At 39.3% G+C, this 23,649-nt stretch carries 21 protein-coding genes, 1 pseudogene and 1 other annotated feature; of the genes and pseudogenes, 4 read left to right on the forward strand and 18 right to left on the reverse strand.

What is annotated here, in order from left to right:
• Window positions 1-37: 37 nt before the first annotated feature.
• The 3 genes from AC1VNJ_RS04805 to AC1VNJ_RS04815 all read right to left on the reverse strand — a co-directional run bounded on the left by AC1VNJ_RS04805 (window position 38) and on the right by AC1VNJ_RS04815 (window position 1,706).
• A complete protein-coding gene (locus AC1VNJ_RS04805; protein ID WP_226313298.1) occupies window positions 38-274 on the reverse strand; it encodes a hypothetical protein in 237 nt (78 codons plus the stop codon).
• Between the two features lie 55 nt (window positions 275-329).
• Window positions 330-914, reverse strand: coding sequence for a hypothetical protein (locus AC1VNJ_RS04810; RefSeq protein ID WP_482640362.1), 585 nt, complete (start codon window positions 912-914; stop codon window positions 330-332).
• Window positions 915-998: 84 nt separating this feature from the next.
• Window positions 999-1,706 carry a Type 1 glutamine amidotransferase-like domain-containing protein gene (locus AC1VNJ_RS04815; RefSeq protein WP_482640363.1) on the reverse strand — a complete coding sequence of 236 codons (708 nt, stop codon included), beginning with the start codon at window positions 1,704-1,706 and terminating at the stop codon, window positions 999-1,001.
• A 108-nt stretch (window positions 1,707-1,814) separates the two neighbouring features.
• Between AC1VNJ_RS04815 and AC1VNJ_RS04820 the strand changes: the two genes are divergently transcribed.
• Complete coding sequence (locus AC1VNJ_RS04820) at window positions 1,815-2,318, forward strand: immunoglobulin-like domain-containing protein (protein ID WP_028413031.1); 504 nt, start codon at window positions 1,815-1,817, stop codon at window positions 2,316-2,318.
• A gap of 42 nt (window positions 2,319-2,360) precedes the next feature.
• On the opposite strand, the gene ileS is transcribed toward AC1VNJ_RS04820, so the two are convergent.
• From ileS to AC1VNJ_RS04840, 4 genes and pseudogenes are all read right to left on the reverse strand, one after another.
• A complete protein-coding gene (gene ileS, locus AC1VNJ_RS04825; RefSeq protein WP_482640364.1) occupies window positions 2,361-5,459 on the reverse strand; it encodes an isoleucine--tRNA ligase in 3,099 nt (1,032 codons plus the stop codon).
• 52 nt (window positions 5,460-5,511) lie between these two features.
• Window positions 5,512-5,754: a binding site (T-box leader), on the reverse strand.
• A gap of 89 nt (window positions 5,755-5,843) precedes the next feature.
• Entirely contained in the window at window positions 5,844-6,830 is a 987-nt protein-coding gene (locus AC1VNJ_RS04830; RefSeq protein WP_482640365.1) for a GIY-YIG nuclease family protein, read from the reverse strand.
• Window positions 6,831-6,932: 102 nt separating this feature from the next.
• Window positions 6,933-7,497, reverse strand: a pseudogene (locus AC1VNJ_RS04835) (HNH endonuclease).
• A 336-nt stretch (window positions 7,498-7,833) separates the two neighbouring features.
• Window positions 7,834-9,024, reverse strand: a complete 1,191-nt coding sequence (locus tag AC1VNJ_RS04840) for a sunset domain-containing protein (RefSeq protein ID WP_482640366.1) — start codon at window positions 9,022-9,024, stop codon at window positions 7,834-7,836.
• Between the two features lie 509 nt (window positions 9,025-9,533).
• On the opposite strand from AC1VNJ_RS04840, the gene AC1VNJ_RS04845 reads away from it, so the two are divergent.
• Entirely contained in the window at window positions 9,534-10,493 is a 960-nt protein-coding gene (locus AC1VNJ_RS04845; RefSeq protein WP_482640367.1) for a patatin-like phospholipase family protein, read from the forward strand.
• Between the two features lie 90 nt (window positions 10,494-10,583).
• Here the strand turns inward: AC1VNJ_RS04845 and AC1VNJ_RS04850 are convergent, their stop codons facing one another.
• The 5 genes from AC1VNJ_RS04850 to AC1VNJ_RS04870 all read right to left on the reverse strand — a co-directional run bounded on the left by AC1VNJ_RS04850 (window position 10,584) and on the right by AC1VNJ_RS04870 (window position 15,826).
• Entirely contained in the window at window positions 10,584-11,252 is a 669-nt protein-coding gene (locus tag AC1VNJ_RS04850; RefSeq protein ID WP_482640368.1) for a hypothetical protein, read from the reverse strand.
• Between the two features lie 210 nt (window positions 11,253-11,462).
• Complete coding sequence (locus AC1VNJ_RS04855; protein WP_482640369.1) at window positions 11,463-13,175, reverse strand: TcaA NTF2-like domain-containing protein; 1,713 nt, start codon at window positions 13,173-13,175, stop codon at window positions 11,463-11,465.
• Between the two features lie 79 nt (window positions 13,176-13,254).
• Window positions 13,255-14,163, reverse strand: coding sequence for a phosphotransferase (locus tag AC1VNJ_RS04860; RefSeq protein WP_482640370.1), 909 nt, complete (start codon window positions 14,161-14,163; stop codon window positions 13,255-13,257).
• A gap of 175 nt (window positions 14,164-14,338) precedes the next feature.
• A complete protein-coding gene (locus AC1VNJ_RS04865) occupies window positions 14,339-14,845 on the reverse strand; it encodes a hypothetical protein (protein WP_170836809.1) in 507 nt (168 codons plus the stop codon).
• A gap of 51 nt (window positions 14,846-14,896) precedes the next feature.
• Window positions 14,897-15,826 carry an ADP-ribosylglycohydrolase family protein gene (locus AC1VNJ_RS04870; RefSeq protein WP_482640371.1) on the reverse strand — a complete coding sequence of 310 codons (930 nt, stop codon included), beginning with the start codon at window positions 15,824-15,826 and terminating at the stop codon, window positions 14,897-14,899.
• A gap of 149 nt (window positions 15,827-15,975) precedes the next feature.
• Here AC1VNJ_RS04870 and AC1VNJ_RS04875 point away from each other — a divergent pair, with 149 nt between their 5' ends.
• Window positions 15,976-16,464 (forward strand): DinB family protein, encoded by a 489-nt coding sequence (locus AC1VNJ_RS04875; protein WP_482640372.1) that lies wholly within the window; start codon window positions 15,976-15,978, stop codon window positions 16,462-16,464.
• Window positions 16,465-16,518: 54 nt separating this feature from the next.
• Window positions 16,519-17,085 (forward strand): DUF6434 domain-containing protein, encoded by a 567-nt coding sequence (locus tag AC1VNJ_RS04880; protein ID WP_482640373.1) that lies wholly within the window; start codon window positions 16,519-16,521, stop codon window positions 17,083-17,085.
• 114 nt (window positions 17,086-17,199) lie between these two features.
• Here AC1VNJ_RS04880 and AC1VNJ_RS04885 read toward each other — a convergent pair whose 3' ends face one another.
• From AC1VNJ_RS04885 to AC1VNJ_RS04910, 6 genes are all read right to left on the reverse strand, one after another.
• Complete coding sequence (locus AC1VNJ_RS04885) at window positions 17,200-18,702, reverse strand: malate:quinone oxidoreductase (RefSeq protein ID WP_482640374.1); 1,503 nt, start codon at window positions 18,700-18,702, stop codon at window positions 17,200-17,202.
• 709 nt (window positions 18,703-19,411) lie between these two features.
• Complete coding sequence (locus AC1VNJ_RS04890; RefSeq protein ID WP_155726330.1) at window positions 19,412-19,570, reverse strand: hypothetical protein; 159 nt, start codon at window positions 19,568-19,570, stop codon at window positions 19,412-19,414.
• A gap of 183 nt (window positions 19,571-19,753) precedes the next feature.
• Window positions 19,754-20,146 (reverse strand): immunity 50 family protein, encoded by a 393-nt coding sequence (locus tag AC1VNJ_RS04895; protein ID WP_243494762.1) that lies wholly within the window; start codon window positions 20,144-20,146, stop codon window positions 19,754-19,756.
• 113 nt (window positions 20,147-20,259) lie between these two features.
• Window positions 20,260-22,482, reverse strand: coding sequence for a T7SS effector LXG polymorphic toxin (locus AC1VNJ_RS04900; protein WP_482640375.1), 2,223 nt, complete (start codon window positions 22,480-22,482; stop codon window positions 20,260-20,262).
• A 200-nt stretch (window positions 22,483-22,682) separates the two neighbouring features.
• Window positions 22,683-22,955, reverse strand: a complete 273-nt coding sequence (locus AC1VNJ_RS04905) for a DUF5344 family protein (RefSeq protein WP_014459698.1) — start codon at window positions 22,953-22,955, stop codon at window positions 22,683-22,685.
• Between the two features lie 6 nt (window positions 22,956-22,961).
• A complete protein-coding gene (locus AC1VNJ_RS04910; RefSeq protein WP_482640376.1) occupies window positions 22,962-23,315 on the reverse strand; it encodes a YwqH-like family protein in 354 nt (117 codons plus the stop codon).
• Window positions 23,316-23,649 lie beyond the last annotated feature (334 nt).

Consider the following 23,649-nt stretch of genomic DNA (forward strand, 5'->3'; position numbering starts at 1 on the left):
CAGTGCAACGGGGTTTTTTAACGAATACATAACGTTATTAATCTGTATATGTACTGTGAAAAGCGGCTTCAATATATGCAACTTGGAAATGATAATGTCCAATTAAATATTTCACAATATCCACTTGATCGATTTTGCCAGGCTTATCGACCATCGCTTCTTTCACCATTTTTTCAAATGTACCTTGATCAAATTGTTCTTCATGAATAACAATTGTTTCAGAGTACGTTTCGCCTTGTCCTTCTGAAATGCGGTAATAATACAATTTTTTCACCTCAATTTATCTTAAATACATGTATACCCCTAACTAATAACATTCAAACATTTTTTCAACGTTCTTTTTCCGCTTTACGATAGGCTGCGGCTTTTGCTTTTACAAGCAGCCTTGTAAACCAATACGCTACTAACGTTATCCCTATATCAATCAGAAAAATACAGAACAAGCTCATTCCTTTTCCTGAATCAATAAATTTAAAATGGTGTTCAAGGGGCGCCAGTCCAAATGAAAAAACAGCGCTCAGCAGAATCGTATACAGATAAAAATTCTTTTGGTGATTCGTACAATATTGATAAAGCAGCAGAAAGCCTACCGGCAAAATAGAAGCGGTAATATTCGTTGCGTTTGGAAGCAGCGGCGTTAAAAAAAACGTGTGCGTTAAATGACCGCTTCTCCCAAGTGCAATATCAATATATGCCCAGAGCATGTGCACTGTGTAACCGAAGAAAAACACCTCAAAGATCCTCGTCCGATCTACGGTAAAATACAACAACACAAGAGGAAGAACGAGCGAAGCAACCACCACCCAAAACTGCCAGTTTCCGAAATCTGAGTACTGATGCCAATACGACGATAATAACTCCTGGAGCTTATCGCTTTGTTCATGTATGTTTCCCCAGTATTGTTTATAACTCACTGAAGCACCCTCCTATATAGAATCTCTGCTTATGTATGTACGAATAAGCTCCATTTTATACAGAGAAACATGAAAAGCGGCCATTTATTGCTTGTGATTACCCAAATTGGTCACCGGGAGTTCACGTTCAATTACTTCTTCCTCTTTTCGATCAACAGCGTACGCTTTTGCTGTAGACCTTGAGCTAACTGACGCGGATAGCTTCTCATCTTTAAAATGCAGCGCGACTCCGTCATCTACAGCGTAGCCTTCTTTCATTTCCCTGCTTGCCATTAACTCATGATACGAAGGTCTTCGATTGCTTTCTCCGTCGTAGTGAGGACAGTTGCTGCCCGTTAAAAATCCTAAACAGTCGATTTTAGACAGTTTATTGTTCATTGAATCGGTGACGCCTTCTTCAAACCAGCAAATCGAACCTGCGCTTATTCCTGCTAAGATTATTCCTTTTTTATAAGCTTCTTTTAGAATTGTATCAAGTCCCCACTCTTTCCATAAAGAAAGCATATTCCTTGTATTACCGCCGCCTACATACAAAATATCGTGCTGCATCACATATGCTTTTAAATCTATAAAGTTTGGTGAAAACAGCGATAAATGAGACGGTGTACATACCAACTTCTCAAACGCTTCATAAAACCTTTCTATATAATTATCGGCATCTCCGCTGGCTGTAGGGATAAAACAGATTTTCGGCACATCTATATGAGCTTGTGAAAGTATGTATTGATCCAGAAGCAAGTTATCCTGCTCCATCGAAAAACCTCCGCCGCCCATGGCTATAATTTGTCTCATTTCAATCATTCCTTTCAAAAAAGTGATATAGGAAATGTAAATTCATACTATTTCAAACAAGAAGTTTTCCGTATAATGGAAGAGTGATAAAAAGGTGGTGCAAAGCTCTTGAAAATAGTACGAACACTTTTACTAATACTAGGCATTTTTATTATCTTGTTTTGTATCTTTGGCTATATCGATTATAACGGTCAAAAAATGGAACTTGGAGCCAAACAAGAAAAAAACATTCCTTCTTCCATTAACACTGACGGGGGAACTATTACGCTATCTGCTATCAGTAAAAAATACGATAAAACGCAGTTTGGCTTTTTTGTTATTCAAAACAATTCGACGCATACCTTAACGATTCCTTATGAAAATACGGCGGATCACTTAAAAGACGGAAAGTGGTACGAAGTTGTGCTAAACGGATTGGAGTTTCCTGATAAAACCGTCACGCTGAAGCCAGGGAAATCACTCAAACTAGATATCGCAACTCCTAACTACAAAGTAGGAAAATATCGTTTTGTTCAACACTTTAAAGATGAAAACGGAAAAGAGTATGTACTAGCGGCTCCTTTTGAAATCGTTTGGCCGAGTCTTAAAAATGTTCTCGGACAGTTTGATTAAAGGTAAAAAAGCACTTACCTGCTATGAGGTAAGTGCTTTTTATCAGTTCTGATTTAAAACACGAAGCGTAACTTGCTTTGTTCCGACTTTTACCGTCTCTCCGTTTTTGATGGCTTCTTTCACACTGAGACTGTGCAGCAGAAGATTTTCTTGAAGCAGCGTTTCAAACTTCTCGACAGCTTTCTGCACTTCTTCGTCTCCGCTAAGCTCCAAATCGATACGTAAATTCACGGGTAAATCCAGCTTTTTACGATAGTCTTGAACCGCTCGAATTACTTCACGAGCGACTCCTTCCTGCACAAGTTCTTCGGTTAACGCCGTATCCAACACCGCAGTATACGTGCCGTTGGATGCAACCGCAAAACCTTCTTTTGGCACTTTTTCAACAAGTACGTCTGCCGTTTCAAGCGTTAGGTTTTCTCCTGAAGCAAGCGTAACACTTAGCTTGCCTTGTTCAACAAACTCTTTTCCTTTCTCTTCTGAAAGGTTTTTCAGCGCTTGGTTGACCTCATTAACTTGTTTCCCGAACTTTGGTCCAGCCTGTTTAAAATCAAGTTTTAATACGTATGAAACAAGTTTGTCGTCGTCTTGCTCCACGTTAAAGTTCTTTACATTAAGCTCATCTTTGATGACATCACGATATGCTTTCCACTCTACATCTTCTTCCGTTACCACAAGCGAAAGACTTTGCAGAGGCTGCTTTACTTTTAACGAATGCGTATTTCGGATGCTTCGGCCTAGTTCCACCACTTGAAGCACCGCTGCCATTTCTTTTTCCAGCTTTTCATTCACTTTGGTTTGATCATACACAGGATAGTCTGCTAAATGAACGCTTTTCCCTGTCAGATTTTCATGAACGTCATCCGCAACGAAAGGAGTAAACGGTGCTAACAGCTGACTAAGCGTGACTAACACTTCATGAAGCGTATCGTAAGCCGCTGCTTTTTCGCCGTCCATCCCTTCTGACCAAAAGCGATCGCGAGAACGTCGTACATACCAGTTGCTTAGCTCTTCAATGAATGCTGCGATTTCACGAGCGGCATTTGTAAATCCGTAATCTTCAAGATGTGCTGTTGCTCGCTTAACCGTACTATGCAAACGCGAAAGAATCCATTCATCCAATTTTGTTTTTTTCAATTCATACGTTTGCTCAGGGTTATAGCCGTCAAGCTTGGCGTACAGAACGTAAAAGCCGTACACGTTCACAAGTGTATCAATCACTTTTGACTTCGCTTCTTGCACGACCCGCTCTGAAAATTTCTTCGGATTCCAAGGTGCACTGTCTGCTAAAAGCGCCCATCTAAGCGCATCCGCACCAAATGTATGAATAAGATCAACAGGGTCTAGCGCATTTCCTTTACTTTTAGACATCTTTTGACCGTTTTCATCTAACACGTGGCCAAGAGACAAAACGCGCTTATAAGGCGCTTTTCCAGTAAACAGCGTTGAAACTGCCATCAAGCTGTAAAACCAGCCGCGCGTTTGATCAATTCCTTCTGCGATAATGTCTGCTGGAAACTGCTTTTGAAACAGCTCGCTGTTTTCAAACGGATAGTGATACTGCGCAAACGGCATCGAGCCGCTGTCAAACCAAACGTCAATCACTTCTGGCGTTCGCTTCATTTCTCCGCTGCAGACCGGACACGTCAGCTGCACGTCATCTACATAAGGCTTATGAAGTTCAATGCTGTCATCAACGGAATGAGACGCATGATTTTGAAGCTCTTTGATACTTTTCGGAGCTACTTGATGCGCACATTCCCCGCATTCCCATACGTTCAGCGGCGTTCCCCAGTAGCGCTTTCTGCTGATGTTCCAGTCCACCATATTTTCTAAAAAGTTGCCAAAGCGACCGTGCTTGATATGATCCGGGTACCACGTCACGCTTTCATTGTTTTTCAAAAACTGTTCCTTTAACGCCGTCGTTTGGATAAACCAGCTTTCATTTGCGTAATAAAGAAGCGGCGAGTCGCATCGCCAGCAAAACGGATAGCTATGCTCATGCTTTTCTTTATGGTACAGCACGCCTTCATTTGCTAAATAACGAACGATATCAACGTCGCAGTCTTTCACGAAACGTCCTTGAAAAGGCGGCACTTCAGACGTGTACTGTCCTTTTTCATCCACTACGTTCACAAACGAAAAGCCGTTTTCTTTTACGACTCTGTAATCATCTTCACCATATGCAGGTGCTAAATGAACAACACCCGTTCCGCTTTGATCCGTTACGTAATCAGCCGTTACGACTTCATGCCCTTTTTCCACTTTCACAAAATCAAACGGCGGCTCATATGACATCCCTTTTAACTCATTTCCTTTATGATGAGATAAAACCGTATACTCTCCTTTTAACACTTTGTCTGCAAGTGCTTCTGCCACTATATACACGCTGTCGCCTTGCTCAGCGCGAACGTAGTTCATCTCTTCATGCACCGCAAGCGCCACGTTTGACGGAAGCGTCCAAGGCGTTGTCGTCCACCCTAAAAAATACTCATTATCGCGGTTTTTCACTTTAAATTTCACCGTTACCGTTAAATCTTTTACATCTTTATACCCTTGCGCTACTTCATGCGAACTCAGCGACGTTTGACAGCTCGGGCAGTAAGGTGATACGCGGTGGCCTTTATAAAGAAGTCCTTTGTCATGAATCGTGCCAAGCACGTTCCATACGCTTTCAATGTATGAATTCTCTAAGGTGATGTAAGGGTCTTCCATATCAACCCAATAGCCAAGCTGCTCCGTGAACGTGCGCCATTGTTTTTCATACACAAACACACTTTCCTTACACTTGTTGATAAAAGCTTCTACGCCGTATTTTTCAATGTCATGCTTCCCCGATATCCCGAGCTGCTTTTCGACACCGAGCTCTACCGGCAGTCCGTGCGTATCCCAGCCTGCTTTTCGGATCACTTGATGCCCTGTCATCGTTTTATAACGAGCCACCACGTCTTTAATCGTCCGGCCAAGCGCATGCCCTACGTGAGGAAGACCGTTGGCTGTCGGGGGCCCTTCATAAAATACAAACGAAGGATGCCCTTCTCGGTTTTGAACCGACTGCTGAAACACATTTCCTTTTTGCCACTGCTGCTGGATACGCTGTTCGCGCTCTTGCGAAGACTCCCTTACATTCACTTCTTTCATGTGATACCACTCCTTTTAAAGTTAAAAGCACACAAAGAAACCCGTCCCTATGACTAGGGACGGGTTTTAAACCGCGGTACCACCCTGGCTTCTATTGATCCGTTCATCAATAGCACTCAGCAACGTACAATCATACGCGTTCTTTTTAACGGTAGACTACCGTTCAAACTTACTTATCGTTCAGTTTGACTTCTCAGAGAGGATATTCCCCTGCGGCTTGAACACTGGCTTTCAGCTATCACCAGCTCTCTGTGGAACAAACTTGCAGCGTACTGATTCTCTTCAACGAATTTGTGTGCTTTTATTAGTAGCTATTGTATGCGGTTTGGAAGGGAATGTCAATGTTTTGAAATCCTTATTGAGATCCAAAGGTTTAGATCTAGGTTATTTTGTTTCTGCACTTAACATTTGTTCGATTTTATTACGCGCTGTTATTCCGTTCTTATCTTTCCATTCAGAAGTTCCGCTGCTTCTTCGCTGTGTCACAAACACTGCCGCAGCTGAGATAGAAGAAAAAATTTGATCTTGTACCAGCATGTATCTACCATCTTTTATTTCTAGTACACCGTTTTCTAGAAAAGTATTAATATGGTCTTGCTGCCTTTTAAGTTTAGCTCCTTCTAGCTGTTGTTCGCTCGCAAGCAAAGCTCCTTTATAGACAAGAAATCCATCGCTAACATATTTCCCGGTCGCATACGCATCTCGGCGCTTACAATATAGAACGTCCTCTACTATTACTGATTTTATATCTTTTGACAAATGTGTCTCAACTTGAACAACCTCTTCTATCGCTTGCTCTGCTTCAATCTTTGGTATGTCACCAGACTGTACAGCTTCGCTTTCATATTCTATTCCATTTGAAGCATCCGCAAAAATGGAAAAGCCTAACCCACCAAGTAAAACTTTAATAACATTAAAAATATCTGTCAGGTCGTCTCGTCTAAATTCACGCACAAACGGTTTTGTGGGAACGGTTTGATTAATATCATATGTACCAGAGCGCATGGCTGCTAGATAAGAAATATGTTCTAAGTATTTTACATCAACTTTATCTAATTGATCTTGAGAAGCATTAGAGACAATTAACACGGCCACATCCCAAAAACTTTTACCTGTTGATGGACTAGCATGCTGTCTTAAACGTTCATATCCCACTTCTGCCTCTCCAATATATGCCTCTTTATCTTCTCCAAATAAAAAATAAATGCCGGGCTTTTCTACTTCGCTTTCACCCTTTAAATCTTTCAAACTATTTCTGGGAATGAATACAGCCTGTATCGTTGTATTCGGCACCTCAGATACTTTAATCCCATTTGGATCTTCATCGTAAAACCAAGTCTGTATTCGTTTCGCACCGCTTTTTCGTAGCATCTTTCTTCCTCCGTCTATATCTTCTTGAACGTATTTTAACTGACATTACAATATGTAAATCACTTCCTAATTATAGACGCAGCAATCTATCATTCACAAAAATTAATTTATATCACCTGCTTGATATCTAGCAGGTCCCCTAAATACTTCTCTAACATGCCACCCAAGAAAATCTTCACTCGGCTGATACGCCGGATGAATAGGATCTCTAAGCTTTTGCCCGTGAAACTTCATAAGCCATTCTTCAAATCCATTCGTCCCGTGCGCTTGAGTTGCCACTAACAGCTCATTATGATCTGAAAAAGTAAAAACTCCTCGATCAAATAATTTATGATGCATTGAACATAACGCGATTCCGTTACTTTCAATGTAAATATTTATCTGTAAAGCTACGCTTATCCACTGCTTCGCTTAGCTCCCATATTCCATCTCCTGTCAAACGAACAAAAGGATGCTCTGGATGGTAGGAACTCCGAGAAGGTCCAAACTCCATAAGCAGCTCTTTTAAAGGGATTTTCACCTCCCTATACGGCAGGTGCATTCGTTGCTTGGCCTGTAGCTGACCTAGGGCATACAGTATCAACAATGGTTTGTGCGGAGCTCGTTGATCCCTTTTTTTCCAGATGTTTAAGTTCTTTATTTTTTGTAGTACTTCTTCTCTGTTCATAAGCTTGCTTTAACTCCCATCTATAAAACTATTTAAAACCTTAGAGCTAAGACCGTTTTTGAAAAAGTATTAATAAATATAAGTATAATAGCTAATTCTATTATATGACAGCATTAGATGGGCCAGTGAACTTTATTTACAGACGCGTTTACAAAACTTTACTTTAAGCTTTCTTACCCAAATTATTTTGTTCAAAGTATTCTTTTTTCATATCTTTTCTGCTTTTAAAACTTACTCGTCCTGTGCCTTTAATACATACGTTATATTAATCCTCTCATAAAGAAAAAAGCTCTCCAAGAAACATATAGGAGAGCTTTTAAAGGTTGCATACATTTTTTATCGTTGGGATTCTCTATATCCAGCTGCTTGTGCATCCGCTTCTGAACAAAACCAAACAATGTTATCTTGAGTTCTGTCATAATAAGCTCCGCCAGGTACGTGGTAAATTTTCGAGTTTTTGTTACCTTTGATTTGACCCGAACAAGACATATTAGACTGTTGATCATCACTCGGATCATTTTCAAATGGCTTATAATTTCCACTGCTGCTAGTAGAACTGCTTGTTGTAGCCTGTTGACTAGCTGCTTGTTGTTGAGCTTTACGCTCTGCTTCTTCTTTTGCCGCTTGCTCCTCAGCTTTTCGTTTTGCTTCTTCTTTTGCCGCTTGCTCCTCAGCTTTTTGTCTTTTCTCTTCTTTTACTGCTTTATCACTATCATTCTTTTCAACTTTTTGCTTGCTGCTATCAGCAACATCTTTTTTAGATGCAACAGTGACGCTGTTTTGCGAAGAACTTACTTGAGTTGAAGCAGGAGTAGATGTTGATTCTTCATCACTAAAGATTCCAACAATAAATAAACAACTAAGAATTAAATATAGATAAGAAAATAATACACGTTTTCTTGTTTTGACTTTAAATTTAGGCAATACCCATTTTGGCTTTATTAATCCAACAAGGAAACCTATGATGCTTAGAAGGAAAAGGAATAAAGATAGTCCCGTAATAAAATTATGAGTAGATGCTGGTAACAAAGCATTTAAAATAAATAAAAGAATTAATGTATAAACAGTCGAAGCCATAAACATTTTCCAAGTTGTCTGTGAACGATATCCTAATACCTTAGTCCAGACAGGTCTTTTTACTACGTTAACTTCCATAGAAGAGTGGTTACGAATAACTTGCTCTACTTCCTTTCCTTTTACCTCTATTGTAATATCCCTATTTTCACCATGACCTACAAATGTAAATACTGATTTTGCAATGCTATGGTCAATTGTAACGCTAGAGAAATCAGCCCATTCATACCGCTCAATTAACATTAAATTCTGTTCAGCGTTGTTGTTAAATTCATAAAAATTCATACCTTTATCGTCTACTGACGAGTAGCATAGATTTGAACTTTTTTTCCTGTAATTAGCTTTTGATACTAGCAACAGCTTATTTTGACTATTTGTATAATCGTTCTCTATATAAGCTTTTGCAATTGCTTCATTGGATTCTTTTTGGTTCTTATACCTTGTCTTAGACATTTTGACCTTTCCCTCACTCTTTCTTGATTCCTTACACTAATAATAGGTAAGTTAGTGTGAACCTACTAATATTCGATTCATATGCAACTAATCTATCTTACAATAAAATGTTGTATAAACGGGCACTATATTTCCTTTAATTTCTTTAAAAGGGCTATTTTAGATTTGGCCTGCACTTATAAAGGGAGCGAAAAGATTAAAAGAAGGAACGAAATGTTATGAGTATAATATTTTCAGCTTCATCTCCATTTTCATACTCTTTCTTGTTCTTATTTTTGTAATTAAGCAAGGAAATGTTCCTTATTAACAACATCTACTCAAATAAAACCATCGGCTAAGATTTAGCCGATGGTTTGGTTCGTTAGAGTCTTTATTTATTTCTAAGAATGTTCATCTGCATAACCTGGCTTCTAAAGGAGGGGTAAAAGAGATACTCATACCTCTGCAACACATCAAATAAACATATACAGAATGATACCTCTGATGGGATTCGAAAGGAGAAATCACCTTTGACAAAATATCGGATTATGACCTTTGATGGAGGCGGCACTTTAGGTGCTTTAAGTTTACAACTTTTGAATAGATTGGCTTATCAAAACCCTAAGTTAATTAGTGAAACCAATGTTTTTTCAGGAAATTCGATTGGTTCATTTACTGCTCTTGCGTTAGCAAGCGGAAGATCACCAGAAGAAACGTTTGATTTTTTTAAAGATCAAATCTTACCGGCATTCAGCGTTTCCCGACCGGGCGGACCTGTTTTTAACCAACAAGTACCCTATTCTGGTTTTATTAAAGCCATACGAACATTTTTCCCCCGAGACCTTCGCCTTAGAGACTTAAAGAAACGAATTGTTGTGCCATCCTTTCACTTATTTTCACCGGAGCTGAATCGTTGGAATCCTGTGTTATTTCATAATTTTCCTGGTTCTCCCTATCTTAATGAAAAAGCAAGTGACGTAATACTTAGGAGCAGCGCTGCACCTGCAACGCAAAGAGCTTATCAAAACTATGTGGATGGGTATACAGTAGCAACTAACACCAGTACAGCTAGTATCGCGTTTGCAGTCGGAAAAGCAAAGCAGCCGTTAGATCAAATTGCCGTATTATCTATTGGAACAGGTGAACAGCCAACTCAATTAAGAAGAGATACAAAGGGATGGGGAATGGTGAGTGCCGATAACATACGCCCCGAAGATATAGAGGACCTTCCGCCGAATTGGGGGGTGCTTTTAGACCGATCTCCAAATGAACCGTTGCTGCCGTTTCTTCAGATTATCTCTGGTGGATCGAGCTACTATGAATCAATGGTTAGCTCTGAACTTTTAGGCGATCAGTTTTTCAGGTTGAATCCACGGATTCCTAATTTCTCTAAAACAGATCCTTCGGTGGTGCCCGCTCTTATTTCAATTGCTAATAAAACAAATTTACGGCCTGCATTTCATTTCATTGAAAAAAACTGGAATTGCTAATGTTTTTTGAGAAGAGTATTGAAATAGGGAATTTGTTGTTTTATGAACACGAATTCCTTTTTCATTCTTGCCTATTTCCCCTATTAGATATTAGAACTTTACGCTTTTCAGCATTTTAAAAATGAATTTTTCTTGTTTTTCCCCTTGTTTCTCTGTTAAATGATCTCCAGTGTATTTGTAATAAAGCTCGATTACTTTATCCGTATTTTCATCTGCTATATATGCTACATATGTATTTGGAACATACTTGATATTGTTCTTTACAACTTTTTCTTCAGTTCCTTTAAAATATGTATATGCTGAATCGTAATATATACTGATATGCGCTGTTTCTATCTTTTTTGGTTGATTCACATGTAGGTTCTTTTTGAACAGACTCTCTACATTTACCTCCTTATTTTCTTTTACCTTCTCTGCCAGTTCTACGTTTATGTATGAAATTCCATTTTTATTATTAAAGGAGTTTTCCGAAGAAGCCACCCATCGCTCATAAGCATTTCCATTGAGAGAGTAGTCTTCTTTATTTTCATGAATTAACTGATACTCCTCTGGAAACCACATCGTATACTGCCCTGTCTTCGATTTAAACTCATAAAATCCATCATCTACTTTTTTATCTTTTTCTAAAAATTCTCGTGTAAAGTGATCATTAAAAGCGGGGACGTTTGGATAACGGGTTTCATTTCCCATCCATATACCTCCTATTAAAATAGTAGCTCCAGCAATGACTGCACTAACTATTTTTGTGCGTTTTTTCATCATAGCACCTCCTTTTACTTATGTTACGACCTATATTTTATACATGTTCGATACTACCACACTTATACTAGGAGAGACATGAGCTTAATGAATGAAAGACTCACAAATAGTCGCTACCACTCTACCAAAAAAGGAAAAGTCGCCTCCAACCACAACAACCGCTAGCTCCAAAAAGGAACTAGCGGTTGTTCATAATCTCTCAGAAACCATTCACTCTTCCACCGGCTTCTGCTCATCTGTTAATGTATCAATTTTAGTAATTTGAAGTTTGTCTTTGCCAGCAGCTTTCACATGATAAATTCGTTCTTTTTTAAACTGCGTGCTCGCGTCATATGAGTCGGTGAACGTGTACACTTCGTTTGTATAAATGCTGTAGGTTCCATCATCATGTGACTCTGTTTTTGTCACAAGAAACTGATCGTTAGCAAACGATACGTTTTTGCCGGCAAGTGATGTGATGTAGCTTTTCAGCTGTTTATACACTGGCTGATTCGAGTCGATATAAGGTGCCATCCCACTAAAGTCTCCGCTGTTTAAACTTGAAAAGTAAGCAGCTTTATAGGAGATAAAAAAGTTTTCAAGCTCCGTTTTGCTGACAGCATCTGGCTTAGGCTGTTCATTTTTTAACGGTTTCGTGCTGGCCGTAACTTTTATATCTGAGCTTGTTTCTGCCGTTTGATTGTCACGATTCATATATACAATCGTCAGTAACAAGACAAGGAGGATAGCTCCTCCTATTAAAATAGGAAAAGTGCGCCGTGATGATTGCTGCTTTTTGAGCACGGGAAAGTCTGCGTAGGCTGGCAGCGTAACAGGGTTTATATCTAGCTTTAACCGAGCTAATGACCCTGGTATTTCTGTACTTTTTGCACTGGCAAGCGGCTGAAGTGCTAATAATTCTTCGTAGGTAACAATAAACTCGTTTACTGCTATTCCTTTATACATGCCGTAAATTCGGTTCCATAGCTCTTGACATCGAGTAGCCTTTATATCTTCACTCAGTTCGTTAAAAAATGGTCGTGATTTTTTAATAAAAGCCGCTAACCACGTTTGATGAACGTCAACTTTGTGGACTGCATGTAGGTCGTTAAGTGATTGCTTTAACTTGGCGTGTTCATTTGCATCGTTTTGGCTAATGACTTCCATACTGCGTTCCGTTTCTTTCAGCACGGTAGAAAGACTCTTACTCATTTTTTCTTGTAGCGCATCAAACTGGCTGCGAACATCCGGCCAGTGCAGTTCGAGTAACTGTTTTTGTGCAGTCGTGGCTTTTCGAATGTTTTCATTTAGCTCATGCTGCTTTGTGCGAAAGGCGGTTGCTTTTTGTTTGGTCACTACTTTATTTTTGCTTAGCTGATGCCATTCTTGCTTTAAACTCTTGTCTTCTTCGAGTACTGTGGCTGTCGCTTGTTTTACATGTTCATGCTTTTTTTGAAAGTCAACGAACGCGGGCAAATACGTATTCCAGTTTTCCTTCATTTCTTTTAACGATGACGCGTTAGCATGTTTTTCTGTTAGTTGAAAAAAGTCATTTCTAAACGCCACCATATCCGCTTCAGAAAAAAGTTCTTTTCCGAAAAGCTCTGTAACACTTCTATGTATGCTTGTTAACTGTTCAATCTGTCTCATATTGCTTTGACGCTTGTTTACGTACTCCTGATAGTCGCTTGAAAGAAACGTCACCATTGTATATTCACTGTTGTTCATATTGTACTCTGTCCGTTCTTTTTCCAGTTCGTCATACAGTTTCTGCAATTGACGTTCTACTATGGAGAGAAATTTTTCTTTATCCATCCCGTCTACTTCTTCTTTTAGCATGTTTAAAGATTCCTTTTCTCCAATAAGAGATTCCTTTTCTTTATATAGCTGTATCCACCTTTCTAGTAAATGTGCTGCTGATTCATTCCAGTGGCTTGTATTCATCGTTTGCTTCACCTGTTGTTTTTATTTTTATCCTTTCTTAACTATACAGGAATTGAACAGAAATTCTATTACAGTTTTATTACTCTTGAAAAATCAGCTTCAAGCTTTCTAGAGCCGCTTCTAACGTTTGTTTATCTCCTTGATCGTAGCTATGTGCCACAAGCACTACGGTTGTAAATACGGCTTTCCATTTTGCAAGCCTGTGCGTTTCTTCATCTACTTCTCCGTATTCTTTGAAAAAACGAGCTCTTCCTTTAGATGGTAAGAAGCTATAGGCAATCGCTAGGTCAACTGCCGGATGACCAATATGAACATCCCCCCAGTCAATAATGCCTGAAACCATATTGTTTTGATCAACAATCATGTTCTTAATATGAAGATCTCCGTGAACTAGTACATGTTTTTCTTGATACTTAATTTCTTGTATGTCATTTACATAGTCTTCAAGAATCTCTTGTTTTGAATAAAGATTACGCTCTTTCATTTGCTTGACATACTTCTCTAGCGCAGGCTTTCGCTTCATCATATCAAGCCGATTTAACTCATCAAACGGAACACTGAGCTCTTGCGCTTTTGAGTAAGGATAGTGATGTAACGTGCGAAGAAACCTCGCTAGTACAGAAGCGGATTGTATGCGCTCTTCTTCTGTTAATCTTGCAGGCGGAGTTCCTTGCACGTAGTGATAGCCCGTAAACGGCCAAGGATATGCTGCATTCGGCTTACCGAAAAAAATGGGCTCTGCAATCGATAGAGGCAATTGAGAAGCAAGACTTGGTAAAAGCTGATTTTCTGTTTTTAATAGCCTCACTGCGAGTTCTCTTCTTGGAAACCGAAACACAAAGCGGTCGTTTACTTGATAAACCGTATTGTCAAAGCCGTAGCCAAGCAGTGAAACTTTAGCGGGCGCAAGTTCTGGAAACTGCGTCTCGATTAGCGTTTTGGAAAGCGCTGCTGATACGATTTGTTCTGCATCCCATGCATTTGGCACTGTGATCACCTTTCTTTAACGTGAAGTTTGTATGTAAAGTATACTATAAATAATTTTGACCATAAAAACCCTCTGACACAAAGCCAGAGGGTTTCAGTGAGTATATAAATAAGATAGAATGCCTTAGAACGGCACACTACGCCTCTAAGTTAGTAGCCTACGGTACGTTTACTACTTAATACGTACACCAAAATACCTCATTGGCTGTTTCTTCAACATGCTCCATCTTAATAAAGTTCAATAAAAGATCCGTTTGGTCATTTCCTGTATACTCATCTTGATCAACATTATAAAATTGAATAAGCTCGACCTTGTACATACCGTTTTTAATATCAATTCTATACTTAGAACAGTTTTGATCAGGCACAGACTGATCTTCAAACTGGGCGGCCATCGTAAGGCAGTCATAATCTACGAGATAAAGCTGATGATTGGTTACATTTATATAACCTGTTGCTTTTCTAAAGTATGTACCTATATCCGACTCTGTTCCAATCTTCACTTCTACGTTCCAGGAGTGTTCAATTCCTTCTTCTGTCATTTGACATACTAGGATATTTCTCTTTTTCATTTCACTGCCGAAGTGGTTCAGAAGCTGGTCTAGCTCCCAATCCTCATCGACAAATGATTGGTACTCTTTTGCGTTTGCCACTCCAATAAAATTGGTATCGCCAAAATCCATACAAAACTTCACTTTATCTCCTCCGAACTTTTGAGTAATTTTTATGATCCATTAACATATATCCGCAAACTTCTTACAAGCCTTCTCTAACTCTTCTTTTTTAGCAAGCTGACAAACCCACTCTTCAGGAATGCCCTCCAGCTGATAATATACTCCTGCCATAGTACCCGTAATAAAGCCTATTGTGTCTGTGTCTTCTCCTAAATTCACAGCAGTAAGTACAGCTTCTTCGTAGTCATCACTTTGCAGAAAAGACCAAAGCGATGCTTCTAGCGAGCTGACGACGTATCCAGTTGACCCGATTGCATTTCTCGCTGCGTGCGGCAAGCTTAGGTTTAACACTCGTTCATACGCAGAAAACTCTGCTTCATACTCCGTACCTGTTAACTGCTTTTGACAGAGATTTACCGCGTTTTCATATGCTTCAAAAGGCTCGTTGCCGTCAAGAAGACGAATAAGCAGCTCCACGTATATAATGCAGCCAAGCGTAGAGCGCACATGGCGGTGCGTGACGTGAGCAATTCTTTCTATTTCTTCTTTTCTTTTTGTAAAGCTAGGTTCATCACATAGTGTAAACGCAAGCGGGGCAATACGCATAAGCGCTCCGTTTCCATTGTCGTATTCAGCGCTTCCTCCCCACTCTTCTTTAGGAAGTCCGCTTTTATAGCGGCGAATCGCTTCGCTTGTTGCGATGCCAATATCAAACATTTCTCCGTACGGCGTCCAGTAGCCATCCGACCAATAGTTCGCAAACTTTTGCATTAAATCATATTCATCTTGTTTTTCTAGTAGATTATCAATCAAGCACATCGTCAGAGATGTATCATCTGACCACGTTCCTTTAGGCTGGTTGTATGTACCGTAGCCTGTCATAGTTGTGATCCGAAATGTATCGCGTTTTTTAAACTCAACTGGAACGCCTAAAGCGTCTCCGACAGCTCCTCCTAGAATTGTAGAAAGTACTTTTTTATGTAGCGTCATGTGATCAACTCCTTTCTATTATTGTAATTGTTTGATTTTGGAATTTGCAAGAGATCTCTTGCCTAGACGTTTTTTCTTCTTTTTACAAAGGAATTTACAAGCCTTAATCTAATTTAGTAAGAGGTAAAAAAACATGTGAGGTGTGGTAGATGATTCATTTTTTTGAATATAATTGGCAAGTGAGAGATGAATGGTTTAGCTGGTGTTATCAACTTTCTAGAGAAGAACTGTTGAAGAAGCGGACTGGAGGAACGGGCAGCATTTTACAAACTCTGTTTCATATTATTGATGTGGAAGACAGCTGGATACGCGCCATCCAAGGTAAACCAGATATCGTTCTTTCTTTTGAAGAACACGATACGCTCGAAAAGCTTCAAGCACTCTCTTCTGCACATAGACCCGAAATTGCCGACTTTCTAAGTCATTTGAATTTTTCCAACAAAAGGTACGCAACAGTCCCTTGGGATTCTACTTCTTACACGGAAGCTGACATTTTGCATCACATCATCATTCATGAAATCCATCACATCGGCCAGCTTTCTATTTGGGCAAGAGAGATGAATAAACAGCCTATTTCTTCTCACTATGTAGGAAGAAACATAAAAGACATTGCTTCGTACTTCTCTAAAAACAATTGACCAACAAGAACAAACGTTCTATAATCAATTTGTAAATATATGGAGGTTAAAACAATGAGACCCGAACTTTCAAAAAATTTATCTATCAATGACTTCACGGATTTTTACTGGCTCAAAACCGAGCTGCAGCAATTTTGCCGTAAAAACAACATGAGCCCGTCTGGATCTAAAATGGAACTTTCAAAAAGAATTGAAGTGTTTTTAACAACCGGTAACACTCAACACTCAGGAGCACCTTCTAAAAGACGCTCGTCCTCTAAAACACAAGCGCCGCTAACATTAGATACCGTCATTGGGGAAAATCACCGCTGCAGTCAAGAAGTACGGGCTTTTTTTAAGAAAGCCATTCATCCTACGTTTCATTTTTCCACATATATTCAAAACTACTTTAAAGAAAATGTAGGGAAAACCTATCGAGATGTGGTAAAAGCGTGGCATGAAGAAGAAAAACGAAAAAAGCAGCCTTCTTATCAAAAAGAAATTGCGCCTGAGTTTGAATACAACCGCTTTATTCGCGATTTTTTTAAGGATCCGAAAAACAATGGAAAAAGCCGCGATGATGCAATTGCGGCGTGGAAGCATTTAAAAGTTCAGCCTGGAAGCAATCAATACCGCTCTTAAATCAAACTCTACATATAAAGACCATTAAAACACCACCTCAAGAAAAGGTGGTGTTTGTGCACGCCTGTAGATTTCTTCACATACGCATGTGCTGTTTGTTGCGGCGTAAAATCTTTAGCTATAAACGGACTCTTTTTTAATTAAACCAAGCGTCTGTGAAGTAGACGCATGAATTTCGTTAAAGAAGTCTGGATGATCAACTAACGACATGCCATAGGAAGGAATCATTTCTTTTATCTTTGGCTCCCACTTGTTCATGTTTTCTGGGAAGCATTTTTCCAATACTTCAAGCATAACGTGAACCGCCGTCGATGCACCAGGCGAAGCGCCAAGAAGTGCAGCAACCGAACCATCAGCGGCACTTACAACTTCTGTACCAAACTGAAGCGTTCCTTTTCCTCCGGCTTCCGTGTCTTTGATTACCTGCACACGCTGGCCTGCTACAACGATATCCCAGTCTTCGCTTTTCGCGTTCGGGATAAACTCACGCAGTTCTTCGACACGTTTTTCATTTGATAACAGCACTTGCTGAATTAAATATTTTGTTAACGCCATTTCTTTGACGCCTGCTGCTAGCATGGTTAAAATATTATTCGGCTTTACAGAACTGATTAAATCCAGGTTCGAACCTGTTTTTAAGAATTTTGGTGAAAAGCCGGCAAATGGACCAAACAACAGCGTCTTTTTGTTGTCAATATAGCGTGTATCAAGGTGCGGAACTGACATTGGCGGAGCTCCGACTTTGGCTTTTCCGTATACTTTCCCGTGGTGCTGCGCAATGACTTCAGGGTTATTGCATACCATAAATAATCCGCTTACCGGGAATCCTCCAATATGCTTGGATTCAGGAATACCTGTTTTTTGAAGTAAAGGCAAGCTTCCGCCTCCACCTCCGATAAAGATGAACTTTGCCGTGTGGTACTCAACTTTGCCGCTGTCTACATCTGCGACTTTTACTTCCCACATACCGTCACTTTTACGTTTAATATCTTTTACACTTCGTTTGTAATGAACGTGAACCCCTTTATTCTTCAGGTGGTCAAACAACATGCGTGTTAAAGCACCGAAGTTTACGTCTGTTCCCGAATCAATTTTAGTTGCGGCAATCGGTTCATTTGACGTGCGCCCCTTCATGATTAACGGAATCCATTCTTTTAGTTTGTCAGCACTGTCGGAATACTCCATTCCTTGAAACAACGGATTGTTTGACAGCGCTTCAAAACGCTTTTTCAGAAACGATACATTTTTTTCCCCTTGTACCAAACTCATATGCGGAATTGGCATGATAAAATCTTGCGGATTGCGAATCAACTTGCTGCTTACCAGATAAGACCAAAACTGTCTTGACAGCTGAAACTGCTCGTTAATTCGGATCGCTTTCGTTATATCTATAGATCCATCAGCTTTTTCTGATGTATAGTTTAGTTCGCACAGCGCAGAATGGCCCGTCCCTGCATTATTCCATTCGTTCGAGCTTTCTTCCCCTGCGTCTGCGAGTTTTTCAAATACTTTAATGTCCCATTCAGGTGCTAACTCTTTGAGTAATGATCCCAAAGTTGCGCTCATGACTCCGGCACCAATTAAGATAACGTCTGTTTTTTTCTGTACGTTGCTCATTATAACCTTCCTCATCCCCTATATTTGTAAAAAGATGTAGGCGCTCCTGCTTACGTAGTAAAAAAATTCAGGTGCGACCTAAGAACACACCTTTTTCTGTCTCACTTATAACTATATCACAGTATAATTGTCTGATGATTATAAACTATTCAAAAATGATAAAAAAGTGAGAAAATCGCCCACAAATTCCAAAAAACTTATTAAATTCCGTCTGCATTTTCTTTTATTAGTAAACTTTTATACCTACTTCTAAGTGGCAAAGCATCGATTGATAAAATAACAAACTATTCCAAAAATTCAGCTTAAAAACCAAAATAACTGTCTTGAAAATTTCACCTACTATAACTATACTCAGCCCAAAGAACAATCAGCACTATAAATAGAAAAGCCTTCATTCTTTTTGACTAGTTATACGTAGACGTATATATATGTATAGAACACCAACTTGTCCAGAGGTGCATATCTAGAAAAATAAGTATATATTACAACAGCTAATTCTCAACAGATATTGCAAGTTACAATATCTATGTCATATAACATACCATGAAATAAGTGAATAAGTAAATGATTATTCAGAAATTTATGTTATAAAACCTAACATGTATGTTGACTTTTACATAGGACATAGTTATTGATAAAGAGTAGCACCTTACATGCTTCTCTTATTTCAAAGTTGTTTAGTTAAATCGTTCATGCGTCGTGGTTATTATTAGCTTCCACCAAAATAAGCCACGCTTAGCACGTGACTTGTTTTGGTTCTTATTGAGCTTGGTTGAATATTCTCTCGTGTAAACGTCCAAATACCACGATTTTTACCAAAACCGCTAAATTCAAACTTAAAATCGCCTTCTTTTAGTATATCAAACATTGCAATACCGCTTTGTTTTTTCTCCTGGTGAAATAATTTCCATTCAAATAATCCTCTGTGGCACCAGAAACAACCTTGGCATTGTCCATATTCATCTAAATAAATATATTCTATCTATCGTGCACTCTTAATGCAAATACAAAGTTTTTTTGTTCTTATACTTATGCCTTTTTTAATAAATTCTTATGGTGTACCTATTAAACCAGGATTTATTTGTTCAATCCTTGCCCAGTCAAATAAACACGTAATAGACATTCTATTAGTACATTGAATTTTTATAGATCCCCCTTCCCCAATATCTTCAATTTCGAATTCCTCAATTTCATTAATAGTTCCAAATGAATTGATTTCCAATTCTTTCACACCCAAAAATGACATTTCAATATATACTATGTCCCATTCGCCCCACCGTTTAGGCTTATTTTTTACAATCTCTTTAGTAGATAATTGAATAAATAATGTCGGACCATCTCTTTTTATTTGAACACTCAATAATTCAGAATTGTTAAACATTGGCATCCTACCAAAAATGCCTGTAACTGCTTGAGGGTTCATTATCCTATTCGAGTTAATCATATATACACTCCTCTATTTCTATTAATACGTTGTCTATCTCTTACACGCTTTATAATTAATCAAGACTATATCTCTGATATAAATACAATACATATCTACATGAAATATATAACCTATTTTTTATTTCTTTTATTAAAATAATAATGATCCTCCATTCCTTCTACTTTACCAGTTCTTGTATTCTCTGGAGGCCTTACATTGTAATGAGGTGGCTGATCACCAATCCCCCCTTCTCCAAACTTATGACCTGCTGAATGATCCTGTATTATTACTGTTTGACCATTTATTTCGTATGTCAATTCTCTTGTCATTACAGGCTGTTTCATCTCATTTAATATTCTATTTCCTGCTCCATCAGTTAAAGGAACCATCTTTTGACTTATAGGGTGTTGTGTCCTTGGTATACCTAACTGTTTTTTTATTTCATTTAGACTAGCATTTCTATATTCTTTAAAATTCCCATCTGATTTTTCAGGATTACCCCTACCCTTACCACCAGGCTCTTTCACTTTCTCCAACGCATTCGACTGGCCTTTTGAAACACGTCCAATATTATACGTCGTTAACCCATGTAACGCTTCACCAAAGGTCTTTCCAGGTAACGCCTCTCCTATCCCTAACAGTTGAGGTTGAGGACGTAAAGTCGGTATCTCAGCATCTAATAAAGGTTGAAGCTTCTTCTGAACAGGTTCATATACCTTCTTCGACCAATTGCTTGCTGCTTTTGGGCTGACGACATTTCGCATATCGCTTAGTGTTTTGGTCGCTTTATGGGCAGGTACACGCGGAACGTTTGTTACTTTTGGAACGGATTTTACGGCTCCTGCGGGTTTCGCTCCTCCAATTACGCTCGCAAACAGAAACATGCTGTTTTCCCAGTGCTCTTTTGAAAGAGGTTTTTCCGGATTAAGTGCTTGCTGTCCTACATCTAAGAGTCCCATCGTTGCGTGATTGACAAAGTCATACGGTGAATCAAACGATTTTTCTCCTCGCTCAATTAAGCCTTCTTTGAAGGAAACAGCGCCATCAAATCCGCCCATCGTTATATAGTTTCCAAAGTCATACAAGGAGTTGTACCGTTTATCTGCTCTCTCTCCCATACCGGCCCAAACGTCTTGTGCTACGCCTTTAGTACCCGTAACTGTACCTTTTGCTAAAGTTATAGCACCTTCTCCTACGTCCTTGACTACAGCTTTTATACCAGTTTCTTCTTTTTTAGCCGCAGGGTTCTCGCAGATTTCTGTAAAGTCAAAGGATTCAGCAGTTTTTTCAGGTGTCACATCTCTAATCTGCCCCTGACTCATCACCGACTGCATAAGCATTCCCTCAACGCCCGTAGCGTTTTGAAGAATCTGTTGAGACGCTAGCATGCCCACAGTTGAAGAATCGTTGAGTGCCTGCAGGTATGGGCTTTTTTCAAGTTCCACTGCTTGCTCTGCAGGTGACAGTTCCGCTAGTTTTTTCATGTTAGCAGGTGCTGTATCCTGCTGAATTTGCGTTAGCACTTCTCTTATGTAAGGCGAGTTTTTTTCAAGCTTGTGAATTTCTTTTAACTGCTCAGCAGGCGTCATTGCCTGAAGTTGAATCAGTTTTTTAAGGCCTACTTCCTTTATCACTTTCTCTTGTTTTTCTTTTCTTGTCAAGGTTGTTGGAATACCTTCTTCAAAAACCGAGACGCCTCCTGAATCGGTCATCGCTTTTTTCGCCAACGCGCTCAGCTCACTTACATTGCCCGGCTGAATGGAACCATTTTGAAACCCAGCTTTCACTTTAGAAAGCAGCGAGTTTAAAGATGTCAGCTGATCTTGAATGGCTGAAAGGCTTTGCGTTTGCTGTTCGTCAAAACGGACTAAATCGTTCATCGTTTTGTCCGCTTTGTTTTTTGCTTGTTCTACTTCTGTTAGAAAACCTTGGTCGTTAAGCGCTGAAACAGAAGCAAGGTGACTGACTTTTTGAATCGCTGCATTCGCTTGATCGACAAGCGAAACGGTTGTATTTCTTGTTTGATTTAAATGCGCGGGAATAGTGTCTTGTAGAAAGGGCTGCGTGATGTAGCCGTCTTCGCTCGATTCGAATGAGCGCAGCGCATGTGTGATTTGAGTTAGTCGAGCTTCATAGGAAGTGAGTAATGAATGATACAGCGTTAAAAAAGAAGCATGTCCCGTTTCGTAAAAAGACCGAATCGCCTCTCCTCCTTTTCCTTTAAACGCATCATCTAAGCTTGAAAATGCCTGAACCTGTGAAATCAGGCCCTGAGTTTGTTCTTTTTGACTTTTAATAGAGTCTAAGATAGCTTGAATATTTTCGTGAAAAGCATCGACATCAAGTGTTTTCAATAACCTGTAACCTCCTAGCTGTATCGATGTAGAAAAACAACAAACGTTTAACGAACAATCGCCCGTCATTTTTCTAAACCTAAGCGGATGCTCCTCTTTACAAGGCTTGCATCATCCGCTAAATAAAACCTTTTTATTTGAATGCCAAATCTATGCTGGTTGAAAGGTTGTTTTTGATAGCTTTATATAAAATACGAACATTATTTAGCGGCATTTGCAGCTTTTTCATCTGCTTCTTTTATGGACTGCACGGATTTTTTGGTGGCGTTTAAATCATCGAGGAGCGTTTGCTTGTAGTCCACAATTAACGCTTGAAGCTGCTGGTTCAGCTGGTTTAATTCATCGAGCACCTCTAGTTCTTGTCCGCTTCCGACGTGAAACGGAAAAAGCGGCTGAAACTGCTGCGCAGCAGCGCTTAGGTCACTAAGCGTTCTATTAATTTCACCATCTATTACTTTAATTTCGTCTGCCATATTGCATCACACCTTATCTTTTGCTTCGTCTTCTTGCATTTTAATGGCGCGTTCCATCCCTTGTATATCCGATTGAAGCACCGTAATTTTTGCATCAATTGTCGCAAGGGCATCCGTCAGCTGACGGGTCAGCAAATCATCGTATTTGTCTAACATAGCCGTACGGATGTCTTCAAACCCAACAGCAAGGCTGCCTGACCAAGTGGCGGAAGTGAGCTCTGGTTCTTTTACCTTTTCCTTTGCACGTTCAAGCTCTCCTTTGACTTCCGTTAACGTGTTTTTACTAGCGGTAAGCTGCTGGATATCTTCATGTGCCTGCTTCACTTGGGTATACAGATGAGCAACAAACATCTCATTCATATGATGACACTTCCTTCATATCTATCTCTTGGTTTCTCTAACAGTAATTCCCTTTTATAGCTTATCAAATAAAGAAAGAGAGCACATCGGCATGTTTTCTTATATTTTTTGGGAATAATGTAGGTTTTTAGTTCAATACCCACTCTTCAGGATAAAATAACCAAAACTATCTTACCATTGACAATTTATCAAGATTTTCGGACTACTTTGCTTATTATTTCCACGCCACTAAAAGGCCTTTTTACACAATTTTTTTGTTAAAACGCATTCATTCTTTCTATTTCCAAATATTTAAACATGCGCTAGTATATACATAATATAAAGAGGAGGTTGA

It is taken from the genome of Priestia sp. 3CA3 (assembly GCF_056836725.1).